This is a genomic window from Falsigemmobacter intermedius (assembly GCF_004054105.1).
GTDB lineage: Bacteria > Pseudomonadota > Alphaproteobacteria > Rhodobacterales > Rhodobacteraceae > Wagnerdoeblera > Wagnerdoeblera intermedia.
The window spans coordinates 1-21,459 of the sequence record NZ_SBLC01000040.1 but is presented as its reverse complement, the minus strand read 5'-3'; the positions used below and the strand labels follow the sequence as shown (position 1 = coordinate 21,459).

Annotated in this window: 18 protein-coding genes and 1 pseudogene; 11 read left to right on the top strand and 8 right to left on the bottom strand. The window is 64.2% G+C overall.

Annotation, left to right across the window (positions count from 1 at the left end):
- Positions 1-485 precede the first annotated feature (485 nt).
- Positions 486-614 (top strand): annotated as a pseudogene (locus tag EP867_RS16665) (IS5/IS1182 family transposase); the annotation flags it as partial.
- A gap of 77 nt (positions 615-691) precedes the next feature.
- Here EP867_RS16665 and EP867_RS16660 read toward each other — a convergent pair.
- The 4 genes from EP867_RS16660 to EP867_RS16645 form a co-directional block, all read right to left on the bottom strand.
- Positions 692-1,528: an arginyltransferase gene (locus tag EP867_RS16660; protein ID WP_128490598.1), complete on the bottom strand. Its 837-nt coding sequence runs from the start codon at positions 1,526-1,528 to the stop codon at positions 692-694.
- An 89-nt stretch (positions 1,529-1,617) separates the two neighbouring features.
- Positions 1,618-2,094, bottom strand: coding sequence for an RDD family protein (locus EP867_RS16655; RefSeq protein WP_241656949.1), 477 nt, complete (start codon positions 2,092-2,094; stop codon positions 1,618-1,620).
- A 95-nt stretch (positions 2,095-2,189) separates the two neighbouring features.
- Positions 2,190-2,615 (bottom strand): DUF2852 domain-containing protein, encoded by a 426-nt coding sequence (locus EP867_RS16650; RefSeq protein WP_128490597.1) that lies wholly within the window; start codon positions 2,613-2,615, stop codon positions 2,190-2,192.
- Positions 2,616-2,807: 192 nt separating this feature from the next.
- Positions 2,808-3,278, bottom strand: coding sequence for a YbaK/EbsC family protein (locus EP867_RS16645; protein ID WP_128490596.1), 471 nt, complete (start codon positions 3,276-3,278; stop codon positions 2,808-2,810).
- Between the two features lie 99 nt (positions 3,279-3,377).
- On the opposite strand from EP867_RS16645, the gene EP867_RS16640 reads away from it, so the two are divergent.
- From EP867_RS16640 to EP867_RS16600, 9 genes are all read left to right on the top strand, one after another.
- On the top strand, positions 3,378-6,152 hold the full coding sequence (locus EP867_RS16640) for a [protein-PII] uridylyltransferase family protein (RefSeq protein ID WP_128490595.1): 2,775 nt from the start codon (positions 3,378-3,380) through the stop codon (positions 6,150-6,152).
- A gap of 160 nt (positions 6,153-6,312) precedes the next feature.
- Positions 6,313-7,203 (top strand): AAA family ATPase, encoded by an 891-nt coding sequence (locus EP867_RS16635; RefSeq protein ID WP_128490594.1) that lies wholly within the window; start codon positions 6,313-6,315, stop codon positions 7,201-7,203.
- Complete coding sequence (locus EP867_RS16630; RefSeq protein WP_128490593.1) at positions 7,200-8,456, top strand: vWA domain-containing protein; 1,257 nt, start codon at positions 7,200-7,202, stop codon at positions 8,454-8,456. The genes EP867_RS16635 and EP867_RS16630 overlap by 4 nt, the downstream gene beginning before the upstream one ends.
- Entirely contained in the window at positions 8,456-9,439 is a 984-nt protein-coding gene (locus tag EP867_RS16625; protein ID WP_128490592.1) for an XdhC family protein, read from the top strand. The genes EP867_RS16630 and EP867_RS16625 overlap by 1 nt, the downstream gene beginning before the upstream one ends.
- A complete protein-coding gene (locus tag EP867_RS16620) occupies positions 9,439-10,434 on the top strand; it encodes a molybdopterin-binding protein (RefSeq protein WP_128490591.1) in 996 nt (331 codons plus the stop codon). The genes EP867_RS16625 and EP867_RS16620 overlap by 1 nt, the downstream gene beginning before the upstream one ends.
- 71 nt (positions 10,435-10,505) lie before the next feature.
- Entirely contained in the window at positions 10,506-10,997 is a 492-nt protein-coding gene (locus EP867_RS16615) for a (2Fe-2S)-binding protein (protein WP_128490590.1), read from the top strand.
- A gap of 61 nt (positions 10,998-11,058) precedes the next feature.
- Positions 11,059-13,431 carry a xanthine dehydrogenase family protein molybdopterin-binding subunit gene (locus EP867_RS16610; RefSeq protein WP_128490589.1) on the top strand — a complete coding sequence of 791 codons (2,373 nt, stop codon included), beginning with the start codon at positions 11,059-11,061 and terminating at the stop codon, positions 13,429-13,431.
- Between the two features lie 12 nt (positions 13,432-13,443).
- On the top strand, positions 13,444-14,229 hold the full coding sequence (locus EP867_RS16605; protein WP_128490588.1) for an FAD binding domain-containing protein: 786 nt from the start codon (positions 13,444-13,446) through the stop codon (positions 14,227-14,229).
- Positions 14,230-14,339: 110 nt separating this feature from the next.
- Entirely contained in the window at positions 14,340-14,816 is a 477-nt protein-coding gene (locus EP867_RS16600) for a PaaI family thioesterase (RefSeq protein ID WP_128490599.1), read from the top strand.
- Positions 14,817-14,980: 164 nt separating this feature from the next.
- Here EP867_RS16600 and EP867_RS16595 read toward each other — a convergent pair whose 3' ends face one another.
- Positions 14,981-15,391: a SufE family protein gene (locus EP867_RS16595; protein ID WP_128490587.1), complete on the bottom strand. Its 411-nt coding sequence runs from the start codon at positions 15,389-15,391 to the stop codon at positions 14,981-14,983.
- Between the two features lie 162 nt (positions 15,392-15,553).
- On the opposite strand from EP867_RS16595, the gene EP867_RS16590 reads away from it, so the two are divergent.
- Positions 15,554-16,024: a hypothetical protein gene (locus tag EP867_RS16590; RefSeq protein ID WP_128490586.1), complete on the top strand. Its 471-nt coding sequence runs from the start codon at positions 15,554-15,556 to the stop codon at positions 16,022-16,024.
- A 34-nt stretch (positions 16,025-16,058) separates the two neighbouring features.
- On the opposite strand, the gene EP867_RS16585 is transcribed toward EP867_RS16590, so the two are convergent.
- From EP867_RS16585 to EP867_RS16575, 3 genes are all read right to left on the bottom strand, one after another.
- Positions 16,059-18,032, bottom strand: coding sequence for a capsular polysaccharide biosynthesis protein (locus EP867_RS16585; protein WP_241656948.1), 1,974 nt, complete (start codon positions 18,030-18,032; stop codon positions 16,059-16,061).
- Positions 18,033-18,716: 684 nt separating this feature from the next.
- Entirely contained in the window at positions 18,717-19,682 is a 966-nt protein-coding gene (locus EP867_RS16580) for a flagellar motor switch protein FliG (protein WP_322099036.1), read from the bottom strand.
- A 55-nt stretch (positions 19,683-19,737) separates the two neighbouring features.
- The gene (locus EP867_RS16575) at positions 19,738-20,823 is read right to left on the bottom strand and encodes a saccharopine dehydrogenase C-terminal domain-containing protein (protein WP_128490584.1); all 1,086 of its coding nucleotides are present in this window, start codon (positions 20,821-20,823) and stop codon (positions 19,738-19,740) included.
- Positions 20,824-21,459: the final 636 nt, after the last annotated feature.

The following is a 21,459-nucleotide window of genomic DNA, read 5'->3' as shown; positions in this document are numbered from 1 at the left end:
GGAACACATTCTTTGCCAGATCCAGACCGATTGTTGTAATCTCCGACATGACCGCCTCCCAAAATGGATTTCGACGATCCCACCATGGCACATAGATGCCGTCGGGGGCGGTTACAGCATCAGCGCCCCCTCAGGCGGCTGATCGCGCCACTGTTTGATCTGGTTCGGATGAAGGTCGAAACCCTGCGACAGCTCGATCATGGTCTTCTCGCCCTTGATCGCTGCTAGCGCCACTCCATCGTCGGGGAAACTAATCGCAGGGCATTTGATTCCCCGGATCAAATGCTTGTCCTGCTCATACCCGGACTGTTTTCTGATCCTTCTCAGCCCTTGAAAGCCGGGCTGTGGTTCCGGCGTGGTCGTCTTGCCATGGTCTTCTCCTCGCTCGCAGCATCATGCTGCCGTTACGCGGAAAGTCCACTTATCCCGGCTGTTCAGATTTCCGCAGCCGCCTCTCTCGAACCTGTGGCGTTCACCTGCTCGACCTCAAATGCTTTGGCGAGCGGATCGCCTCAAGAGACCCGGACAGACAAACGGCCGAAATCCACGTCCGCGTCGCACTCATGAACCGCTTCAACGCAGTCGGCAGCGCCGAGATCGAACGCGTGGCATGACGGTGGCGGGGTAAGGGAAACTCATCTCAAAAGGTGAGTTCTGCAAGAACGCCCTCTGTCACAAGTGGTCAGGCCGCTTACTCCTGCGGGGGGATGCGGTTGGGCAGCTGGATGCGGGCGACCTGTTCGGCGACGGGGTCAACCGAAAGCGGATGCAGGCTTGCGTCATAGGAGGCGGGGTCGCCGATCGGCTGCCACTGGCCGTCTTTGTAGATCTCAAGCGCATCGAAGCCCGCTTTGTAGCCCATCTTGGGGCTGCCGGGGACCCAATAGCCGAGGTAGACATAGGGCAGGCCGGTCTCGAGGGCGATGCGGATGTGATCGAGAATAACCCAGGTGCCGAGGCTGCGGTGGGTCAGTTCTGGGTCATAGAAGGAATAAACCATGCTCACACCGTCGACCAGAATATCGGTCAGACAGACAGCGGCCAGTTGCGAGCGCTTCTCCCCCTTCACCGGCGGGCGATGGTATTCGACCACTCGGGTGCGGATGGGGGTCTCTTCGATCATGGCGGCGAATTCGAAGATATCCATATCCGCCATACCACCGGTGGCGTGGCGGCTGTCGAGATAGCGCCGGAACAGGGCGAACTGATCTTCAGTGGCCCAGGGGCTCGTCGGATTGCGCCCGAGATCGGCATTGCGCTTCAGCGTGCGTCGCTGGGTGCGGCTCGGGTTGAAATCCGCCACCCGGATCCGGGCGGACATACAGGCCGAGCATTCCGCGCAGGAGGGGCGGTAGAGCACGTTCTGACTGCGCCGGAAGCCCTGATGGGAGAGCATGTCGTTAAGCCGCTCTGCCTGATCGCCCTGCAGGGCCGTAAAGAGCTTCCGCTCCATACGCCCGTCGAGATAGGGGCAGGGCTGTGGGGCCGTAACATAGAATTGCGGCGTAACGGGAAGGGTGTGGCGCATGGGAACCCGGGCTTGTCCGCGCGCAGGGTAGCAAGGCACGACCCGCTCGCCAAGCACAGAAGTGCGGCCCGGCGCAGGCCGGGCCGGTCTTACCAGCGCTCTGCGGGGCGATTGATCGCGGCGGTGCCGAGAACGAAGTCCGTCAGGCTCTGGCGGCGCGGCGAGAAGAGGACCGTAAGCACCGAGAGGGCCTGGGGAATCACCGAGGCGGTGGAGAGATAATAGCCCAGCGTCAGCAGCAGCGCCGCGCCGAAGTTCGGACGCGCGCCGAGACGATCACGGAATTCAATCCCCATCAGCCGATGCCCGAAGGTGGCACCGCGCCCGGACAGCGTGCTCAGCCGGTAAAGGACATCGATCATGATGAAAATCGCCGGGAAAAAGAAAAATCCGATCCCGAGGGTTGCCAGAGAGGCCAGCACCGTGGCCACGCCCACAAGGATCAGATCGGTGATCCAGGCAAAAAAGCGCTTTGCGGCGACGCCCTGATAGAACTCAGGCCGCAGTTCCGCATCCGGCAGGCCGGGGGAGCGTCCGGTGATATAGGTGGAAAAGCTCTCGTTCATCACAGATCCGGCAGCAAAAGGGGAAGTGTCTATATCGGTGCGGCGCCCCCGGTCTGCAATAGACAGGAGGCGTTTGGTTTTCAGGCCCGGCGGGCTCAGCGCGCGGCCTCATCGGCAGGTTCTGCGCTCACGCGGCGGGCGCGGTCTTCCATGAATGCGTCGAATTCCTGCTTGTCCTTGGCATCGCGCAGGCGCTTGAGGAAGCTTTCAAAAGCGGCCTGCTCATCTTCCAGACGCTTCAGGGTCTCGGCCTTATAGGCGTCAAAGGCCGAATTGCCACTGGTGCGGTCAAAGGGGCTGCGGGTGGATTTGCAACGACGCGACATGCCGAACATTTCGGTGTCCTTCCAGCGGTTGGTGAGGGTCATATAGGCCACAAGCGCAAGGCCTGCAGGCCAGACGAAGATGAAGCCGATCACCATGGCGGCGATCCAGCCCCGGTTTCCATAGCTGTCCAGCCAGTCCCGCGCCTGACGCGGCAGGCTGAGCGGGGCCGGAGCAAATGAGGCAGTCTGGTTCATGGCAGTCTCCCGGTCAGGGTCGATGTGAACGTCTTTAACATACCTGAAATGTGGGGTCCGGGCGTGACCTTCAAGACCTTATGTTAAAGATATTTACATCAACCCGTCCGGGATCGGTCAATCTGTTGATAAGCCAACAAAAAACCGGACCGAAAGATCGGCCCGGTCCGTTCCTGCATCATGACAGGGGCATCAGGCTGTGAAATCCGCCTTCACCGCGCCGGTGATCCGGACCAGTTCTTCTGCAGAGATCGCAAAAATATGCCGCGGCGTTCCGGCCGCTGCCCAGAGCATATCAAACTCAAAAAGCCTCGGGTCGATCCAGACCGGGAGCTCGCTCAGATGGCCGACCGGGGCGACGCCGCCGATGGCAAAGCCGGTCTCTTCGCGGATGAGTTTGGCATCGGCCTTGCCCAAAGCCTCTCCGGCCAGAGCCGAGGCTTTGGCAGCATCAACCTGATTGCCACCTGCGGTCAGGAAAAGTTTTACATGGCCGCTTTCTTCGCCGCGAAAGATGATCGATTTGGCGATCTGGTCGATCTCGCATCCTGCCGCAGAGGCGGCTTCTGCCGCGGTGCGGGTGCTTTCGGGCATCTCTTTGATTTCAAAGGTGGTGCCAGAGGCTTCAAGCGCCTCGCGAACCCGGTTCAGACTGCTGCTCATTGCCTCTCCCTTCAGCATCCGGCCCTTTCCGGCCATCCGGGAGGGCTCTTTACGGGGCGCAGTGTTGACGCGCCCGCCTGTGCAAAGCAATCCTGTGCCATGGATTTTTCTGCCCGCCTGACCCGCTGTCCTCTGCCCTATGATCCTGCCGCTGCCGCTGAAGGGCTGCGCCTGATGGGGGATGATCTGCCCGCCCCCCTGGTGCCGCTGATTGAGGGGGCGGCCGGCTGCAGTCCCTATCTGAAAGATCTGATCACGCGCGAGGCGGGCTGGCTGAGCCAGGCCCTCAGGAGAGACCCCTCCCTGGTCACGCAAGGGGTGCTCGATCCGCTGGAAGACTGCAGCCTCGCCGATCTGCCCGAGGCGCTGCGCCAGGCAAAGCGGCGCATCGCGCTTTATGCGGGACTTGCCGATCTGGGCGGTGTCTGGTCGCTGGAGGAGGTGACGGCCGCGCTGACCGCGCTTGCGGATCGGGCGGTGGATCTCAGCGTCAAACGCCTCGTCGCCGAAGAGATCCGGCGCGGCAAACTGCCGGGTCAGACGGTGGATGACATTCCCACAGCCGCCGGAATGGTGGTGCTGGCCATGGGGAAAATGGGGGCGGGGGAGCTGAATTACTCCTCCGATATCGACCTCATCTGCCTCTTCGATGAGACCCGCTATCCCGGCTCTGACGCCCAGGAGGCAAGGGCGGCCTTCATCCGCGTCACCCGGAAGATGGCGGGAATTTTGTCGGATGTGACCTCGGGCGGATATGTCTTCCGCACCGATCTGCGGCTGCGGCCCGATGCCAGCGTTACCCCGGTCTGCATCTCCATGGCGGCGGCTGAGCAGTATTACGAATCCGTGGGCCGCACCTGGGAGCGGGCGGCCTATATCAAAGCGCGTCCCTGCGGCGGAGATCTTGAGGCGGGGCAGCGCTTTCTCAGGACGCTGCGGCCCTTTGTCTGGCGGCGTCACCTGGATTTCGCGGCCATTCAGGACGCCCATGACATGCGCCTGCGCATCCGGGATCATAAAGGCTATAACGGCCCCGTGGTGCTGGAAGACCACAATATGAAGCTCGGGATCGGCGGCATCCGTGAGATTGAGTTTTTCACCCAGACCCGTCAGCTGATCGCGGGCGGGCGCGATCCGGATCTGCGCGACCGCACCACGGTGGGCGGGCTGCGGGCCCTGGCAACCCGGGGCTGGATTGCGGCGGATGTGACGGCGGAACTCACCGCGCTTTATCGGCATCACCGAGAGATTGAGCACCGGCTTCAGATGGTGCGCGACCAGCAGACCCAGCGCCTGCCGACCTCTGCCGAAGAATTTGACCGCCTCGCGCGGTTCTGCGGCTTTGCCGACACGGAGGCTTTCCGCGCGGAACTGAAATCAAAGCTGCTGCGGGTGGCAGAACTGACGGAGAGCTTCTTTGCGCCCGGCGAGGCCCGCTCCGGCCCGGAACTGTCTGAGGCCGCGCGCGATATCGTTGAGGGCTGGAGCCGCTATCCCGCTCTGCGCTCGGCCAGGGGGCGCGAGATTTTCACCCGGGTGCGCCCGCGCATTCTCAGCCGTCTTGCCCAGGCCGCCAATCCCGATGAGGCCCTTCTGGCCTTTGACGGCTTTTTGTCCGGCCTGCCTGCGGGGGTGCAGATTTTCTCGCTCTTTGAGGCAAATGAGACGCTGATCGATCTGATCGCCGATATTGCCGCCACCTCGCCGGAACTCTCGCGCTATCTCTCGCGCAATTCGGCGGTGCTCGATGCGGTGATCGGCGGCAGTTTCTTCGCGCCCTGGCCGGGCGTGCCGGAGCTGATCTTCTCGCTCAGCGAGGCCATGGCCCAGGAAAGCGATTATGAGCGCCGCCTTGATCGTGCGCGGGCCTGGATGAAGGAATGGCATTTCCGCACCGGGGTGCATCACCTGCGCGGGCTGATCGACGCCTTTGAGGCGGGCAAGCAATATGCCGAGCTGGCCGAGGCGGTGGTTGTCGCGCTCTGGCCGGTGGTTGTCGCGGAATTCGCCCGCAAACACGGGCCGGAGCCTGGCCCTGGCGCGGTGGTTCTGGGCATGGGCAGTCTTGGGGCAGGGCGGCTTAATGCCGGATCTGATCTTGATCTGATTATGCTTTATGACGACGGCGGCGTGGAGATGTCTTCGGGGCCGCGGCCGCTCGGGGCGCGGGTCTATTACGCAAGGCTCACTCAGGCCCTGGTGACCGCGCTGACCGCGCAGATGTCGAACGGGCGGCTTTATGAGGTGGATATGCGCCTGCGCCCCTCGGGTCGTGCCGGTCCGGTTGCCACGGCCTTTTCCGCCTTCACGGCCTATCAGCGGGAGGAGGCCTGGACATGGGAGCATCTGGCCCTGACCCGCGCCCGCGTTCTGGCCGGAAACCGCGCGCTGGGCGAAGCGGTAGAGGCTTTCCGGCGCGACCTTTTGGCGCTGAAGGGCAGGGGCGATCACGTCCGGGCGGATGTGGCCGATATGCGTGCGCGGCTTTTGCAGCACAAACCCGGCGGTGGATGGGAGGCGAAATCCGGCCCCGGCCGGATGATGGACATTGAGCTTGTCGCCCAGACCTGTGCGCTGATCGCCGGTGATCCGGCCCGCCGCGCAGAGGCTCAGTTGCGCGCGGGTCTGCGGGCCGGGCTTTTGAATAAAGAGGAAGAGGGCAGCCTTGCCACGGCGCTGCGTCTGCTGTGGCGGGTGCAGACCACGGCACGGCTTCTGGAGATGCCCGATCCCGATCCCGACCGCATGGCCGAAGGCGCACGCGGCTTCATCCTGCGTGAATGCGGCGCTGCTGAGGCCGCTGAGCTTGCGGCGCGGCTGACGGAGCTGTCGTCCCGCGCGGATGCGATCATCACGGCCTTTCTGGCAAGGTAAGCCTGCGGAAAGGACATCCGAGGGCGCGGAGTTCAGCGGCAGGGATCAACCCGACAGGCGCGGACCCTGAGCCGGCAGAAAGCAACTGCGGGTGAGATGAGGCTTGACCCCTTCACGCGCCGCCTGTCTGATATCCCGGTAACCGTGGGGGGAGAGCGCGGTGGAGACGATTGAGGCGGTTGAGGACCTGCTCAGCGGGCAGGATTACGTGGCCGGGCGCGCGCTCGCCACCGTGGTCTTTCTGGCCATGAGGCTGAACCGGCCGCTCTTTCTGGAAGGGGAGCCCGGCACCGGTAAGACCGAGATCGCCCGTGCGATTGCCTCCGGTCTCGGGCGGCGGCTGATCCGGCTGCAGTGCTATGAGGGGCTTGATGTCGCTCAGGCCGTGGCAGAGTGGAATTTCGCCGCGCAGATGATCGCAATCCGCAGCGCCGAGGCCACAGAGGCTGCAGCACGGCGGCAGGATCTTTTCACCGAAGAGTTTCTGATTGAGCGTCCGCTTCTGCAGGCTCTGCGCCCGCAGCCCGAGGGCCCTCCGGTGCTGCTGATTGATGAGATCGACCGCACCGATGAGCCTTTTGAGGCCTTTCTGCTTGAGGCCCTCTCGGAGTTTCAGGTCACCATCCCTGAACTCGGAACCATCAAAGCGCCTGAGCCGCCGATTGTGATCCTCACCTCGAACCGCACGCGGGAAGTGCATGAGGCGCTGAAGCGGCGCTGCCTCTATCACTGGGTCGATTACCCGAGCTTTGAGCGCGAGCTGGAAATCCTGCAGGCGCGGGCGCCCGAAGCCTCTCAGGCGCTGTCGCGGGAAGTGGTGGCCTTCGTGCAGCGTCTGCGCCAGGAGGATCTTTTCAAAAAGCCGGGCGTGGCCGAAACCATCGACTGGGCGAAATGCCTGCTGGCCCTGGATGTGATTGCGCTCTCGCCTCAGGTGATCGCCGATACCCTGGGGGCGATCCTGAAATATCAGGAGGATATCGCAAGGCTCCAGAGTTCAGAGGCCCTGCGCCTTCTGAATGAGGCCCGCGCGGGTCTTGCCGCGCCATGAACACCCCGGCCTTTGAGATCCCCGAGGACGGGCGTCTGGGCGAGAATATCCTGTGGTTCACCCGCGCTTTGCGCAAAGCCGGACTGCCCCTCGGGCCGGGAACGGCGCTGACCGCGCTTCAGGCGGTGCAGGCGGTGGGGTTTTCGCGGCGCGAGGATTTTTATCACAGTCTGCGGGCTGTAATGATCTCGCGCCCCGAGCATCGGGTGGTCTTTGACCAGATGTTCCGGCTCTTCTGGCGCGATCCGCGCTATATGGAACATATGATGGCGCTGCTCCTGCCCTCGATGCGGGGCACCCAGGAGGAACGCAGCGCCGCCCCCGCAGCCCGCCGCGCGGCAGAGGCGCTGACCGAAGAGGCGGCGCTTCCTGACCTGCCGCCATTGCCTGAGAGTGAAGAGACGCAGATCGAGGTCGATGCCTCCGGCACCGCCTCTGCGACAGAGACCCTGCGCCAGCTTGATTTCGAACAGATGAGCCTTGAAGAGGCCGCCCGCGCCCGCCGCCTGATCGCGCGGCTCTCGCTGCCGGTTGATCCCATGGTGACGCGCCGTCAGGTGGCGGGGCCGGGGGCCTTTGTCGATCGTCGCGCCACGCTGCGGCGCGCTTTGCGCAGTGGCGGTGAGGTGGTGCAGATCGCAAGACGCAGGCGGGCGCGGCGCTGGCCCGCGCTGGTGGTGATCTGCGATATCTCCGGCTCGATGTCAGATTACAGCCGCATGGTGCTGCATTTCGCCCATACCCTGGCCAATCGCCCCGGTGACGGCTGGTCGAAGGTCCATGCCTTCACCTTCGGAACGCGGCTGACGAATATCACCCGCCATCTGGCGCAGCGGGATGTGGATGCGGCGCTGGCAGCGGCCGGGGCAGAGGCGCAGGACTGGCGCGGCGGCACGCGGATCGGCGCTTCGCTCGCCTCCTTCAACCGCACCTGGGGGCGACGGGTTCTGAGCGGCGGTGCGGTGGTGCTTTTGATCACCGATGGCCTGGACCGCGACGCTCCTGATCAGCTGAGCCGGGAAGTGGCGCGCCTGCGGCGCAGCTGCCGCCGCCTGATCTGGCTCAATCCGCTTTTGCGCTGGGAGGGGTTTTCCCCGAAAGCGCGGGGGATCGCGGCGATGCTCCCCCATGTTGACTGCTTTCGCGCCGCCCATTCCATTGCCTCGCTTGAGGCCCTTGCAGGCGCAGTGTCTGATGCCCGCGATCAGGGCGAGAAGGCGCGGCTGATGCAGTTGATTGAGGAGAACCGGTGATGACCGCCCGACACGACCAGATCCCCGAAACCGCGCTTGCCTGGTCCCGCGAGGGGCGGGGGGCGGCGCTGGCCACTGTGGTCGAGACCTGGGGGTCCGCGCCGCGTCAGGCCGGCAGCCAGCTGGTGGTCAGCGGCGCGGGCGAGATGATGGGCTCGGTCTCAGGGGGCTGTGTTGAGGGGACGGTGGTCCTTGAGGCAGAGGCCGCGATTGCTGACGGGCAAAGCCGACTGCTGACCTTTGGCGTCAGTGATGAGAACGCCTTTGCCGTGGGCCTGGCCTGTGGCGGCACGATCCGGGTGCTGGTGGAACCTGTGGGGGGTGCGGGCGGGATCGCACAGGAGATGTTGTCGGATCTGGTTGCCGCCCGGGCGCAGCGGCGGGCCTGTGCCTATGAGGTCGATCTGCAAAGCTGGCAGCGCCATCTGATCTTTTCCGATAAGGCGGATGAGGACCTGCGCGACCGCTTTCGCGCCGACCGCTCCGGCCCTGAGGGGGAGCGCTTCATCGCGATCCACAATCCCGGCCTGCGGCTGATCGTGGTGGGGGCGGTGCATATCGCCCAAGCGCTTTTGCCCATGGCGCGGCTTGCGGGCTATGATCCGGTGCTGATCGACCCGCGTGAGGCCTTTGGCTCAGACCTGCGGTTTCCGGGCGAAGAGATCCTGCACGACTGGCCCGATGAGGCCATGGCGGCCCTGAAGCCCGATGCGCGCACGGCGGTGGTCACGCTGACCCATGATGCGAAACTCGATGATCCCGCGATCATGGCGGCCCTGGGGTCAGCGTGTTTTTATCTCGGCTGTCTCGGCTCAACCCGCACCCATGCCAAACGGCTGGAGCGACTGCGGGCTGCGGGTCTTTCTGAGGCGCAGCTGTCGCGCATCCATGCGCCGGTCGGTCTGAATATCGGCGCAAAGACACCTGCAGAGATCGCCGTCTCGGTGCTGGCACAGATGACCGATGTGCTGAGGCGGGGCTGATGTTCTTTGGCGAACTCCCTGTCGCAAAGGCTGAGGGGGCGATCCTGGCTCATTCGCTGGCGCTGTCGGGGGGGCGGCTTCGCAAGGGGCTGACGCTTCGGCAGGAACACCTGGAACAGATCGCGGCCTCGGGGATTGAGCGTGTTGTTGTTGCCATCCCCGCGCCCGATGATCTTGGGGAAGATGAAGCCGCGCTGCAGATCGCGCGGGCGGCGGCCGGACCGGGGATTGAGCTGCGGGTGGTGGGCACCGGGCGGGTGAACCTGCACGCCCGGTCACCGGGGCTTGCGCGGCTGGTGGCGGATCGGATCCTGGCGGCCAATGCCGTCGATCCCATGCTCACCCTTGCAACGGTGCCCGATCTTCACCGCCTTGATCCCGGCGGGATGATTGCCACGGTGAAAGTGATCTCTTACGCGGTGCCACGCCAGGCCGTCGCGGCGGTGGCAGGGGCTGCCTCAGGGGCGGTTTCGCTCGCCCCGGTGGTCTGGTCTGAGGCCACTTTGATCGAAACGCAGATCGCGGGCCAGGCCTCCGGCGCGAAAGGCGCGCGGGTGACAGAGGCGCGGCTCGCCCGCCTTGGCCTGAGCATGGCACCGCCCCTTCACGTGGCCCATGAGACCGGCGCGCTGGCTCAGGCCATCCGGACCGCGCCGGGGGCGGGGCCTTTGCTGATCCTGACGGCCTCAGCCACCTCGGACCCGCAGGATGTGGGGCCTGCGGCGCTGCGTCTGGCCGGGGGCGTGGTCGAGCGGGTCGGCATGCCGGTCGATCCGGGAAATCTTTTGTTTTTAGGGCGCTGTCAGAACCGCCCCGTCATCGGCCTGCCGGGCTGCGCGCGCTCTCCGGCGCTCAATGGCGCGGATTGGGTGCTGGAGCGGATCTGCTGCGGCATCCCGATCAGCTCTGCCGATATCGCGGCCATGGGGCTGGGGGGGCTGCTGGTCGAAATGCCCTCGCGGCCTCATCCGCGCATGACCCCGCCACCCCCTTAAAAATAAGGCGGCCGCCCTATAGGCGAAAGCCGGAGGCCATGCTTTACTGAGCCGGTTGAGGGAGGAGACACATGACGAAACTCACGATGACGGTGAATGGTCGCAAGATGTCGGGCGATGCCGAGGGGCGCACCCTTTTGTCGGATTTCCTGCGCCAGGAACTGGAACTGACCGGCACCCATGTCGGCTGTGACACCAGCCAGTGCGGGGCCTGCACGGTCCATGTCGACGGCCTTGCGGTGAAAAGCTGCGCCGTGCTGGCGATGGAATGCGAGGGCGCAGAGGTGACCACGATCGAAGGGATGGCCAATAAAGACGGCAGCCTTTCGGTTCTGCAGCAGGCCTTCCAGGATCACCACGGGCTGCAATGCGGCTTCTGCACGCCCGGCATGGTGATGTCTGCCTCAGCGCTGCTGAAAGATAACCCGCGCCCCTCTGAGGCAGAGATCCGCCACCATCTTGAGGGCAATATCTGCCGCTGCACCGGCTATCATAACATCGTCAAAGCGGTGCTTGCCGCTTCCGGCCAGCCGGTCCCCGAGGGCGTGACCGCCACGGAATAAAGCCACCCGATCCCGGAAGAGGAGCCGGGATCCGGACGCGACAGCATTACGGGAGGAAGAAATGCCCAAGGACGGAATCGGCGCCCCCACCAAGCGGCGCGAAGACCTGCGTTTTCTGACCGGCAACGGCCGGTATACCGATGATATCAACCTCAAAGGCCAGCTTTATGCCTGGTTCATCCGCTCAGAGGTGGCCCATGGCCGGCTGAACGCGGTCAATACTGCCGCGGCTGAGGCCATGCCCGGCGTGGTCCGCATCTTCACCGGCGAGGATTTCGCCGCCATCGGCGGACTTCCCTGCGGCTGGCAGGTGACCGACCGCTTCGGCGCCCCCATGCAGGAGCCCAAACACCCGGTTCTGGTCCATGGCAAAGTCCGCCATGTCGGTGATCCGATCGCTGTGGTGGTGGCCGAAAGCCTGGCGGAAGCCCGCGATGCCGCAGAAGCCGTTGAGATCGACATCACCGAACTCCCGCCCGTTCTCGATATGAAAGCGGCCCTCGCGCCCGATGCCCCCAAAGTGCATGACGATCTGACGTCAAACCTTTGCTACGACTGGGGCTTCGTCGAAGAGAACAAACCGGCTGTCGATGCCGCCTTTGCCTCTGCCGCCCATGTCGTCAGCCTGGAGCTGGTCAACAACCGTCTGATCGCCAACCCCATGGAGCCGCGCGTCGCCGTGGGCGATTACAACGCCTGGGACGATCAGTCGACGCTTTATACCACCTCACAAAACCCCCATGTCATCCGCCTTCTGATGGGCGCCTTTGTGCTGGGCATCCCCGAGCATAAACTGCGCGTGGTCGCCCCCGATGTTGGTGGCGGCTTTGGCACCAAGATCTTCCATTATGCCGAGGAAGCCTTTGTCACCTGGGCCTCCCGTCAGCTGAAGCGCCCGGTGAAATGGACCTCAACCCGGATGGAGGCCTTTGTCTCGGACGCCCATGGCCGCGATCATGTGACAAAGATCGAACTCGCGCTTGATGCCGATCACAATTTCACTGCGCTGCGCACCGACACCTACGCCAATATGGGCGCCTATCTCTCCACCTTCGCGCCCTCAGTCCCCACCTGGCTGCACGGGACGCTGATGGCGGGTAACTATAAAACCCCGCTGATCTATGTGAACGTGAAGGCGGTCTTTACGAATACCGTGCCGGTCGACGCCTACCGCGGCGCAGGCCGCCCCGAGGCCACCTTCCAGCTCGAACGACTGGTCGATAAAGCCGCCCGCGAACTCGGCGTCTGCCCGATTGAGCTGCGCCGCAAAAACTTCATCAAGCCCGATCAATTCCCCTATCAGACCCCGGTGGCCGTGGTCTATGACACCGGGAACTACCACGCGACCCTCGATAAGCTGCTTGAGATCTCGGATCACGCGGGATTCGAAGCGCGGGTTCTGGAAAGCAGAGCCCGGGGCAAACTGCGCGGCTTTGGCATCGCCCATTACATTGAGGCCTGCGGTATCGCGCCCTCAAACCTCGTGGGCCAGCTTGGCGCCCGCGCCGGGCTTTATGAAAGCGCCACCGTGCGGGTGAATGCCACCGGCTCAATCTCGGTCTTCACCGGCTCGCACAGCCACGGCCAGGGGCATGAGACCTCTTTCGCGCAGGTGGTGGCCGATATGATCGGCATTCCCGCTACCCAGGTGGATATCGTCCATGGCGACACCGCCAATACCCCGATGGGCATGGGCACCTATGGCTCGCGCTCGCTGGCGGTCGGCGGCTCGGCCATCGTGCGGGCGACCGAGAAGATCGTCAACAAAGCCAAAAAGATCGCCGCCCACCTCCTTGAGGCGGCTGAGGCTGATATTGAACTGAAGGACGGCAAATTCTCCGTCGCGGGCACCGATAAATCGGTCGACTGGGCGGGGGTGACGCTGGCGGCCTATGTGCCTCACAACTATCCGCTCGAAAACCTTGAGCCCGGCCTTGAGGAGACGGCTTTCTACGATCCCTCGAACTTCACCTATCCCTCCGGCGGCTATGGCTGCGAGGTGGAGGTGGACCCCGAGACCGGCGAAGTCACCATCCTCGCCTTCGCCGCTGCCGATGACTTCGGCAATATCGTCAACCCGCTGATCGTTGAGGGTCAGGTGCACGGCGGCATCGGGCAGGGCATCGGCCAGGCGCTGCTGGAACATGCGGTCTATGACGACCAGGGCCAGCTGCTCTCGGGCTCGCTGATGGATTACGCCATGCCGCGCGCGCTGCATCTGCCCTTCTTCAAGGTGGATCACTCCTCCTGCACACCCTGCACCCATAATCCGCTCGGCGTGAAAGGCTGCGGTGAGGCGGGGGCCATCGGCTCGCCCCCGGCGGTGGTCAATGCGGTGATCGATGCGCTGCACCGGGGGGGCTACAGCCAGATCAAACATATCGACATGCCGCTCTCGCCCGCGCGGGTCTGGGCAGCCATGCAGAAGAACTGAGGGAGCGACGTCATGTATGAATTCGAATTTTCCCGTCCCACGGGCATGACCGGGGCGCTTGCCGCACTCGAAAGCGGGGCTCAGCCGCTCTCAGGCGGGATGACCCTGCTGCCGGTGCTGAAACAACGCCTGAATATGCCCGAAGCCCTGGTCAGCCTGACCGCCATCCCTGAGCTGAAAGGCGTCAAAGTCGAAGGCAAACTTCTGACAATCGGTGCCGCAACCCCCCATGCGGTGGTCGCACGCGAAGCAGCGGCCCATTACCCGGCGCTTGCAAAACTCGCCGGCGGTATCGGCGATCCGATGGTGCGCAACCGCGGCACCATCGGCGGCTCGCTGGCCAATAACGATCCCTCCGCCTGCTATCCCTCTGCCGTGCTGGCCTCAGGGGCGACCATCCGCACCAACAGACGCAGCATCAATGCCGATCAGTTCTTCGAGGGTCTCTTCACCACGGCCCTGGAAGAGGGAGAGATCATCACCGCCGTGCAGTTCCCGATCCCGCTGCGCGCCGCTTACGTCAAATTCGACCAGCCTGCTTCGCGTTTCGCACTGACAGGCGTCTTTGTGGCCGAATATTCCACCGGCGTCCGGGTGGCCGTGACGGGGGCCTCCGACAATGGCGTCTTCCGCTGGACAGAGGCAGAAAAGGCGCTGAGCGCCAGTTTCACCCCCGAGGCGCTGGGCGGGCTCCGCCTCGACGCGGCGGGGATGATGCGCGATCTGCATGGCACGCCGGAATACCGTGCCCATCTCGCCGCTGTGCTCTGTCGCCGGGCCGTCACGGCAGCCGGCTGAGACTGCAGAAATAACCTTACGGCGCGGCGCTTTTTCTCCAAAGCGCCGCGCTTTTCTTTTGCCCGACCACAGGCCACTCTGCCCCCGATGAGGAGGATCAGATGACAGAAATGTGTTACACGCAAACTCCGCAGGACCTGCCGGATCTCGCGCAGACCCTGCAGATGTCGGGACTGGAATTCATGCAAAAAGTGCTGGCGGGGGAACTCCCCGCGCCGCCGATCTCGCAGACACTCACCTTCGGTCTGCATGCGGTCAGCGAAGGGCGCGCCGTCTTTCGCGGTCAGGCGGGATTTGCACATTGCAACCCCATGGGCGGGGTGCACGGCGGTTGGTACGGCACCATCCTCGATTCCGCCATGGCCTGCGCCTGTATGACTACGGTCCCCAAAGGGCATTGGTATACGACACTGGAATATAAGGTGAATATCACCCGCCCGCTGCCCCTGGGCCTGGAGGTCGAATGTATCGGAGAGGTGCAGCACACCGGCCGCACCACCTCGGTGTCGCGCGGCGAAATTCGCGGCCTTTCTGATGGCAAACTCTATGCCACCGGCTCAACCACCTGCATCATCCTGAAAGGCTGAGCCACCGCCGCCGCCCCGGCCTTTGGCTTTTTCAAAATACTCCCGGGCGGGGTCCGGGGAGGGCAGGAAGCCCTCCCCGGGGTCGCAGCAAAAGCCAAAGCCCTGCGTTCTTATCTCCGGGGCCGGAAACCGCCAGCCAGAGCCGTCACAGCTCAGGTCGCGCCTTAAAGCGCCGCCGCCGCATGGGCGCGGATCCGCTCCACCATCGCACGCACGCCGTTCGAGCGCTGCGCCGAGAGATGCTCATGCAGCCCCAGACGGGCGAGTGCGGCCGGCGCATCGACGGCCAGCACTTCGGCAGGGGTCAGACCGGCATAAAGGCTGTGCAGCACCGCAATCAGCCCGCGCACGATGATCGCATCGCTGTCGCCGATAAAATCATACCGCCCGTCCGCGGGCATCGGATGCAGCCAGACCTGGCTGGCGCAGCCTTCCACTTTCGTCGCCGGAACCTTCAGCGCCTCGGGCATGGCTGGCATGGCTTTGCCCAGCTCAATCACATGGCGATACCGGGTTTCCCAATCGTCGAGAAAATCAAAGGTCTCGGCAAGATCCTCAAAGGCAGGGGTGGTCATGGTTCTCTCCGCAAAGGCGGATCAGAGGTAAGCCCTCAGTCCCAAAAGGTCCATCCCCGCAAAGGGCCGCAGCCCGCCAGAGCGGCGCATCCGGGGCTTTTCAAACCGGGCCGCCTCGGCTAGGCAGGAGAGAGGGTTGCACAGGCAAAACGGAGGGACGCCATGCGTTCAGGCATGATGATGGCAATGGCAGCGGTCATGGTGGTGGCTGGCTGTGCCACGGTGCGTGACTCGCGGGTAAACCCCTTTAACTGGTTCTCCTCCGCCCGCCCGGCGGCCGGCGCAGCGGTGAGCGCGACCGGAACGGCCACGGGCCGCACGGATGGCCGCGTTCTGGTTGCTCAGGTCAGCTCGCTGCATATCGAGCGGGCTTCGGGCGGCGCGATTCTGCGCGCTGTGGGCCTTCCGGCAACCCAGGGCTGGTACCAGGCCGGGCTGACGCCCGCCGCTGACAGCACGCCCGACAACCTCGTCTATGACTTTGTCCTCGCAGCCCCCGTGGCCGTCACCCGCGCCGGAAGCCCCGCTTCGCGGGAAATTCAGGTCGCAACCTTCATCAGCGAAGCTGCACTGGAAGGGGTGCGCAGCCTGACCGTGCGCGGGGCAACCAACGGCCTGACCACCCGCCGCTGAGCGCGGCTGCGGCGCGCAGCACGAAGCCCTGTCCTCAGCCGCGCCGCCAGATCCAGGCATAATTCGCCGCCAGCCCCTGGGCCTTCGCCAGCGCACGCAGGAGGGCCGAGCGCGGCAGGACCCGCCCGTCCCGCAGCCGCTCAACCACCACCTCCGGCGGGCATGGGCGGCGGGTGATCGGATCAAGATAGCGCGGATAGCCAATCAGCGCGGCCCAGGCCAGATCCTCAATCTCCACGCCGGCAATCTCAACCCCGGCCCGGCGACGCGGTGGGGGCGGCACAAGATCGCGCGTCAGCCCCCATCCCGCATAAAAGGGCATTCCCAGACAGGTCACAGGGATTCCGCGCAGCAAAGCCTCAAAGCCGGTTCCGGAGGTCATGGTCCAGACCTCATCGGCGAGCGAAAGCGCGTCATGGGCGCTGCTGTCATCGAGACAGGCATCAGCCAGGGCCGCCACCTCTTCCGCCGGCACTGCGCCGGGACGCAGACCCGCCACGACATCGGGATGGGCTTTCCACAGGATCACGGCCGTCGGGTTTTGCTCACGCACGCTGCGCAACAGCCCGAGATTGCTGCGGATCGCACTGCCACCCAGACGCAGGCTTGCGTCATCTTCCACCTGACCCGGCACGAGGATGCGATGGCCCTCAGGCACCTCCGGCATCGGGCCGGAGAGGTTATATTTCGTCACCCCCCCCTCGCGCAGATCGCGGATCAGCCGCGAAGCCCGCAGCCGCTGACCCGGACGCAGCTTCCACGCGAGAAGCGCCTCCAGATCGCTCGGGCCGCCCGGATCGAAAGAGATCCCACGGCCGTCGGCGATCAGCGAGAGCGGAGGCACCAGATCCGCCCCCAGCCCGCGAGAGCGGATCAACCCGTCCTCCACCCGGCGCAGGCGCAGACCCTCCGGCAGGGCAGGTGGCGCCCCCGCCGCGGCCCAGACGAGCAGATCGCGGTTGTCTCTCTTTGCGCGTTTCAAAGCCGCCTGCTCATCTCCGGCGAAGATCACCGGCTTTTCGCGGCCGAAGAAACTCTGCAAAGCCCCGCGTTTCCAGAGCCGCATCCCCAAAGCGACATAGCCGCGCCGATCTTCGCGCAATGCGCGTACCTCTGCCTCCAGCTGATCGAGCGCCTCTTCAAAGCTGCAAAGCCGGTCGCGGCAGGGATCATACCAGACCGGGGCCAGCAGCATCGCACCGGCAAAAAGCTGCACCCGGGTGAGGTTTCGGTGCCGTCGCGGCAGCGGGCCGCCCTGATCCTGCGTCAGTCCCCATCCGGCATAGAAGGGGCGCCCCAGAACCACGGGCCGATGCCCGGCCAGCACCGCCTCAAACCCCATCTGCGAGGAGATGGTATAGACCGCAATCGCCCCCTCAAGGAGGGCACGTGGCCCGACTGCCGCGCTCAGCAGCATCTCGCCAGGCTGAAGGTCCTCAGGTCCGTAATGGCCGCGCCGCAGCCCCTGAACCGTTTCCGGGTGGCTGCGGATAACGATCCTGGCACCGGGATGATCGTCCCTTGCCCGAAAGAGCATCTCTTTAAACAAGCCCTCCGTCGCCCCCGACAGGCGCAGAGAGGCATCCTCACGGGTCTGATCGATGATCAGCACATAGCCCGGCGGCGGTGGCGCAAGATCGGGATCGTGGAGGTTATATTTCGACAGATCCCCCTCGCGCAGCCGCGCCATCCCCTCGCGCGCACGATCGAGAAGTGCGGTGTCATCGAGCGGGGCGGTGGCCAGAAGATGCTCCAGATCGGAGGGGAGATGCGGATCAAAGTGAACGCCGCCCCGGCGATCAATGAGCAGACCCAGCGGTCCGTCCCCGCGCCGTCCGGCCCGCCCTGGTGCGAGCGAGCGCAGAAAGGCATCCTCAATCCGGATCAGCGGCAGGCCATGCTGTGCCGCAAAGGCTTCAGCCTTTGGCGCCAGCGGGCTGTGCCCCCAGGCAGCCACCAGATCTCCGGGGGTGGGGCGCAGGCCGGGCAGAACCGGCTGCGGCGACATCCCTGAAAGTTCAAGGATCCGCCGCACGCGCCCGGGCAGCCAGAGGCCCGCCGCCCGGCACCAGAGTCTCGTGGATTGCTTGCTCAGGGGCTGCCCGTTCATAGCCACAGATTGGCGGGAGCGTGGCGGAAAGTCCATCTGCGCCAAAGCAACGACATCCATAAGTTGCAGGAGTGCGACCCGGGCAGATGCTCTGCGGGAGAGAGACGGTTCAGGGACGCCTCCTGCACGCACCCAATGGCCCGATTTGCCCGATGCGCCGGGTAAACCCTTTCTCCGGCGGCGGTTTGCCGACCCTGGTGCGCAGCACCTTCGCAGTGATCCTTCGGCTCCTCCCTGCGGGTTGCCTGGAATATCGCTTGTGCACGCACGCGCAGCGGTCGCACCAGGGCCTGTGCGGGCGTGGAGACCCTCAGAATATTTCTCCGGCCTGAGCCGGGGCTTTCCGCCCGTGATCAGAAATGGCTTATTCCATCGACAGGTAAGCCCGCACCTTTTCCCGGCCGCTTTCGTAGTGCGTGGGGTTACAAGGTCACATGCGCGATCCTGCCGGTCACATCCGGCGCAGTTTCGGTCCTGTTCACCTCATCCCTCCTCCTCAGGCTCAACGAGTTGCAACTCTCCTGAGGCGTCGAGGCGTCTTATCGCGTCAATCACCTCACTCTGGGCCGTCTCGGTGTCTTTTTAGCGGATACGTCCGCGGGCTTCGATCTCTTCGCGCAGCCCCTGAGCCAGGCGCGGGCTCATATTCTCCAAAAGCCAGTTGGCAACCGGGGCCAGCGGTCCGGCCAGGGCCCCGCCGAGCGCGGTGATCAGCACAGGCTGCTCAACCACGCGGGTGATTTTGGGAACATCGCGGGCGAGAATGCGGGTGGGGATATGGGCGAAGGTAAAGATCGCACGGCGCACTTTATCGGCGAATTCGGCGTCATCACTGCTTAAGCCGTCAAGAAGTTCGTCGCGCAGCGAGGCCGTGGTGACATTGAGAATGGCGCCCACCCGTTCAACCGGTCCGTTGTCAAAGGCGCGGGGCGGTTGGGCGTCAAGCTGCGAGACCAGTGCCGCGCCGATGCGGCGCACCGTTTCGGGATCAATATTGCCGGTGCGGGAGACCGCATGGGTCACCCGTCTCGCCCGCTCACCCGGAAGGCGGGTCAGCAGATCCGCGGCCCGTGCGACGGGCAGTTTCGAGAGAACCACGGCAGCCACTTCGATGGATTCGTCACTCAGCACCGGCAGAAGCTTGTCGGCGGGCAGCGGGATCAGCCGCTCCCAGGGATCGATGCGACCGGAATTTCCCGCCAGCCGACGCAGCCGGGAGGCGGCGGAGCTGCTGATATGACCGTCGAGAAGCGCGATGGCACTTTCAATCCCGCCGGGAAAGGCGAGACCGACGGATTCGAGCTTGTGCAGAAACTCCCCGACCACGGCGGCCAGGGTGTTGCGGTCGACCAGGCGCATGCTGGCCATCTGCTCTGTCAGCGCGGCCTGCATGTGGTCGGGCAGCGCCGAGAGCCGGATCGGTGCCCCCTCTGCCAGTAGCAGACGCACGATGATGGCCGCTTTCTCGCGGCTGCTGAGCGCCTCCCCCGCAGGGGGCGGGGGCGGCGTAAGGCGCGAAAGACCCGCGCGGTTCAGACCCTGTGCCATCGTCACCCCCTCAGACTGCCTGAGGGGAGACTAGAGGGCGAGGCTTAATGCCCGGTTAGCGTGCGCCTGCGCCGGTGGCGCTTTTGTCGTAGAGGCTTCCGGTGCGGGTCCTGAGATAGGCGGAGAGGGGGATATCCTCCTGGCGCAGGAAACCCTGGGCGGGCAGCGATCCGTCACGCACCATCTCAATCACCGCAACCACCGAGGCAGAGGTGGTCCAGGCAATGGCTGTACGCGCGCGGCCGTTGACCTCAATGGGGTAATAGGCGCGCACGAATTCTTTGCGCTTCAGCTGGCCGTCGATATGGCCTTCGGCTGCGGCATGGACATAGACGACATCTTCATCGACCGGAGGCTTGGCATTGGTGAGGATGCGGCCCGCCTCAGCGCGGTTTTCGCGCATCAGAAGCTCATGGAAGAAGAAGTTCATCAGCTTCACATGGCCGGGGAAGCGCATGGTTTTATAATCGAGGTTGTCGATTTTACCGAGGTAGGTCTCGCACATGGTCCCAAGGCCGCCGGAGGTGGTGAAAGCCTCAAGCTGCAGACCGTCGATATGGATGGTCTCCACCCATTCCATGGCCGAAACCAGTTTGCGCTGGCCGTCCTCAATCACTTCGCAGTCGTTGAGATATTCGTTCACCACACCTTCGGGCGACCAGTTGAAGGCATAGCCCAGCGTGCCGGTGGGATGTTGGGGAAGCGCTCCCACGCGCAGGCGCAGCGAGCGGACCTTGTCGAAATGGCTGGCAAGATCTGCGCCGATAATGCCGATAAAGCCCGGAGCGAGGCCACATTGCGGCGCCATCAGCCCCTTTGAGGTCTCAGCGAGTTTGCGGATGTGATTGGTGGTGGGCACATCTTCGGTGAGGTCGAAGTAATGCAGGCCCATTTCATGAGCGAGGGTCGAGGCATCGATGTTGAGGTGATAGGGCAGGCAAGAGAGCACCGCCTGCTGGCCCTCAAGCCCTTTGCGAAGGGCTGCCATATCGCTGACATCGAGGGTTTTGACCGGGAAGGGCGCATCTTTCAGGCCGCGCGCATCAATACCGGTAACGCTGAAGCCCGCATCTTTGAGAAGCTCTGCGGCGAGATGGCCGACTTTGCCCAGACCTAAAACTGCAACCCGTTCGAAAGACATGGAATATCCCTGATAGTGAGGGCCGCTGGGGCCCGTTCGTTCAACCAGAGGATGGCATGACGCTGTGGCGATGTGTCTCGTCAGTTCGGCGGTTTGCGGGAAATGTTACGGCAATATGTGGTGAGTGATACGGCAAAGTGGAGTGTGGGGAGAGCGGGGCAGGAAGATGAGTATTTAAGAAAAGCCAAAGGGAAGGCGGGCGTGAGTTTGCTGCGTGCGCTCTCGCCCGGGTCGGGGCTGGCTCTTGGGTGGTTGTCTCCTGGAGTTAGCGGAGACGTTCGCGAAGGGGGCGGCATCCGCTGCGCGGGTACGGGCCCGTGCCGCGTTCCCTGCGGCATAGGCGGACAATGCAACGAAGACGGCAGAGACAGCGGATACTATCCCCGCGAAAACTGCGATGTGGTCTGAGCGCGTCCACCCGGTGTCCACTTCGTTGAGCCGGGCAATATGGGAGAGGGCATTCAGATAACCTTCGGCGAAGTCCATGCGCGCGTCCTTGTGATGAAGAGGTGAGGGGGCAGCAGATCAGTCTGAAAAGAAAAGACCGGCCGCGCTGGGCGGCCGGTCGGGTATTAGGCCCCGTGGACATTCGGGATTCCCAACCGGTCTGAATTCTGATTCAAGCTTCCAAAATGG

Coding starts and splice junctions, on each gene's coding strand:
- EP867_RS16660 (WP_128490598.1), bottom strand. CDS start 1,528: ATGCGCCACACCCTTCCCGTTACGCCGCAATTCTATGTTACGGCCCCA.
- EP867_RS16655 (WP_241656949.1), bottom strand. CDS start 2,094: ATGAACGAGAGCTTTTCCACCTATATCACCGGACGCTCCCCCGGCCTG.
- EP867_RS16650 (WP_128490597.1), bottom strand. CDS start 2,615: ATGAACCAGACTGCCTCATTTGCTCCGGCCCCGCTCAGCCTGCCGCGT.
- EP867_RS16645 (WP_128490596.1), bottom strand. CDS start 3,278: ATGAGCAGCAGTCTGAACCGGGTTCGCGAGGCGCTTGAAGCCTCTGGC.
- EP867_RS16640 (WP_128490595.1), top strand. CDS start 3,378: ATGGATTTTTCTGCCCGCCTGACCCGCTGTCCTCTGCCCTATGATCCT.
- EP867_RS16630 (WP_128490593.1), top strand. CDS start 7,200: ATGAACACCCCGGCCTTTGAGATCCCCGAGGACGGGCGTCTGGGCGAG.
- EP867_RS16625 (WP_128490592.1), top strand. CDS start 8,456: ATGACCGCCCGACACGACCAGATCCCCGAAACCGCGCTTGCCTGGTCC.
- EP867_RS16620 (WP_128490591.1), top strand. CDS start 9,439: ATGTTCTTTGGCGAACTCCCTGTCGCAAAGGCTGAGGGGGCGATCCTG.
- EP867_RS16615 (WP_128490590.1), top strand. CDS start 10,506: ATGACGAAACTCACGATGACGGTGAATGGTCGCAAGATGTCGGGCGAT.
- EP867_RS16610 (WP_128490589.1), top strand. CDS start 11,059: ATGCCCAAGGACGGAATCGGCGCCCCCACCAAGCGGCGCGAAGACCTG.
- EP867_RS16605 (WP_128490588.1), top strand. CDS start 13,444: ATGTATGAATTCGAATTTTCCCGTCCCACGGGCATGACCGGGGCGCTT.
- EP867_RS16600 (WP_128490599.1), top strand. CDS start 14,340: ATGTGTTACACGCAAACTCCGCAGGACCTGCCGGATCTCGCGCAGACC.
- EP867_RS16595 (WP_128490587.1), bottom strand. CDS start 15,391: ATGACCACCCCTGCCTTTGAGGATCTTGCCGAGACCTTTGATTTTCTC.
- EP867_RS16590 (WP_128490586.1), top strand. CDS start 15,554: ATGCGTTCAGGCATGATGATGGCAATGGCAGCGGTCATGGTGGTGGCT.
- EP867_RS16585 (WP_241656948.1), bottom strand. CDS start 18,032: ATGTCGCCGCAGCCGGTTCTGCCCGGCCTGCGCCCCACCCCCGGAGAT.
- EP867_RS16580 (WP_322099036.1), bottom strand. CDS start 19,682: ATGGCACAGGGTCTGAACCGCGCGGGTCTTTCGCGCCTTACGCCGCCC.
- EP867_RS16575 (WP_128490584.1), bottom strand. CDS start 20,823: ATGTCTTTCGAACGGGTTGCAGTTTTAGGTCTGGGCAAAGTCGGCCAT.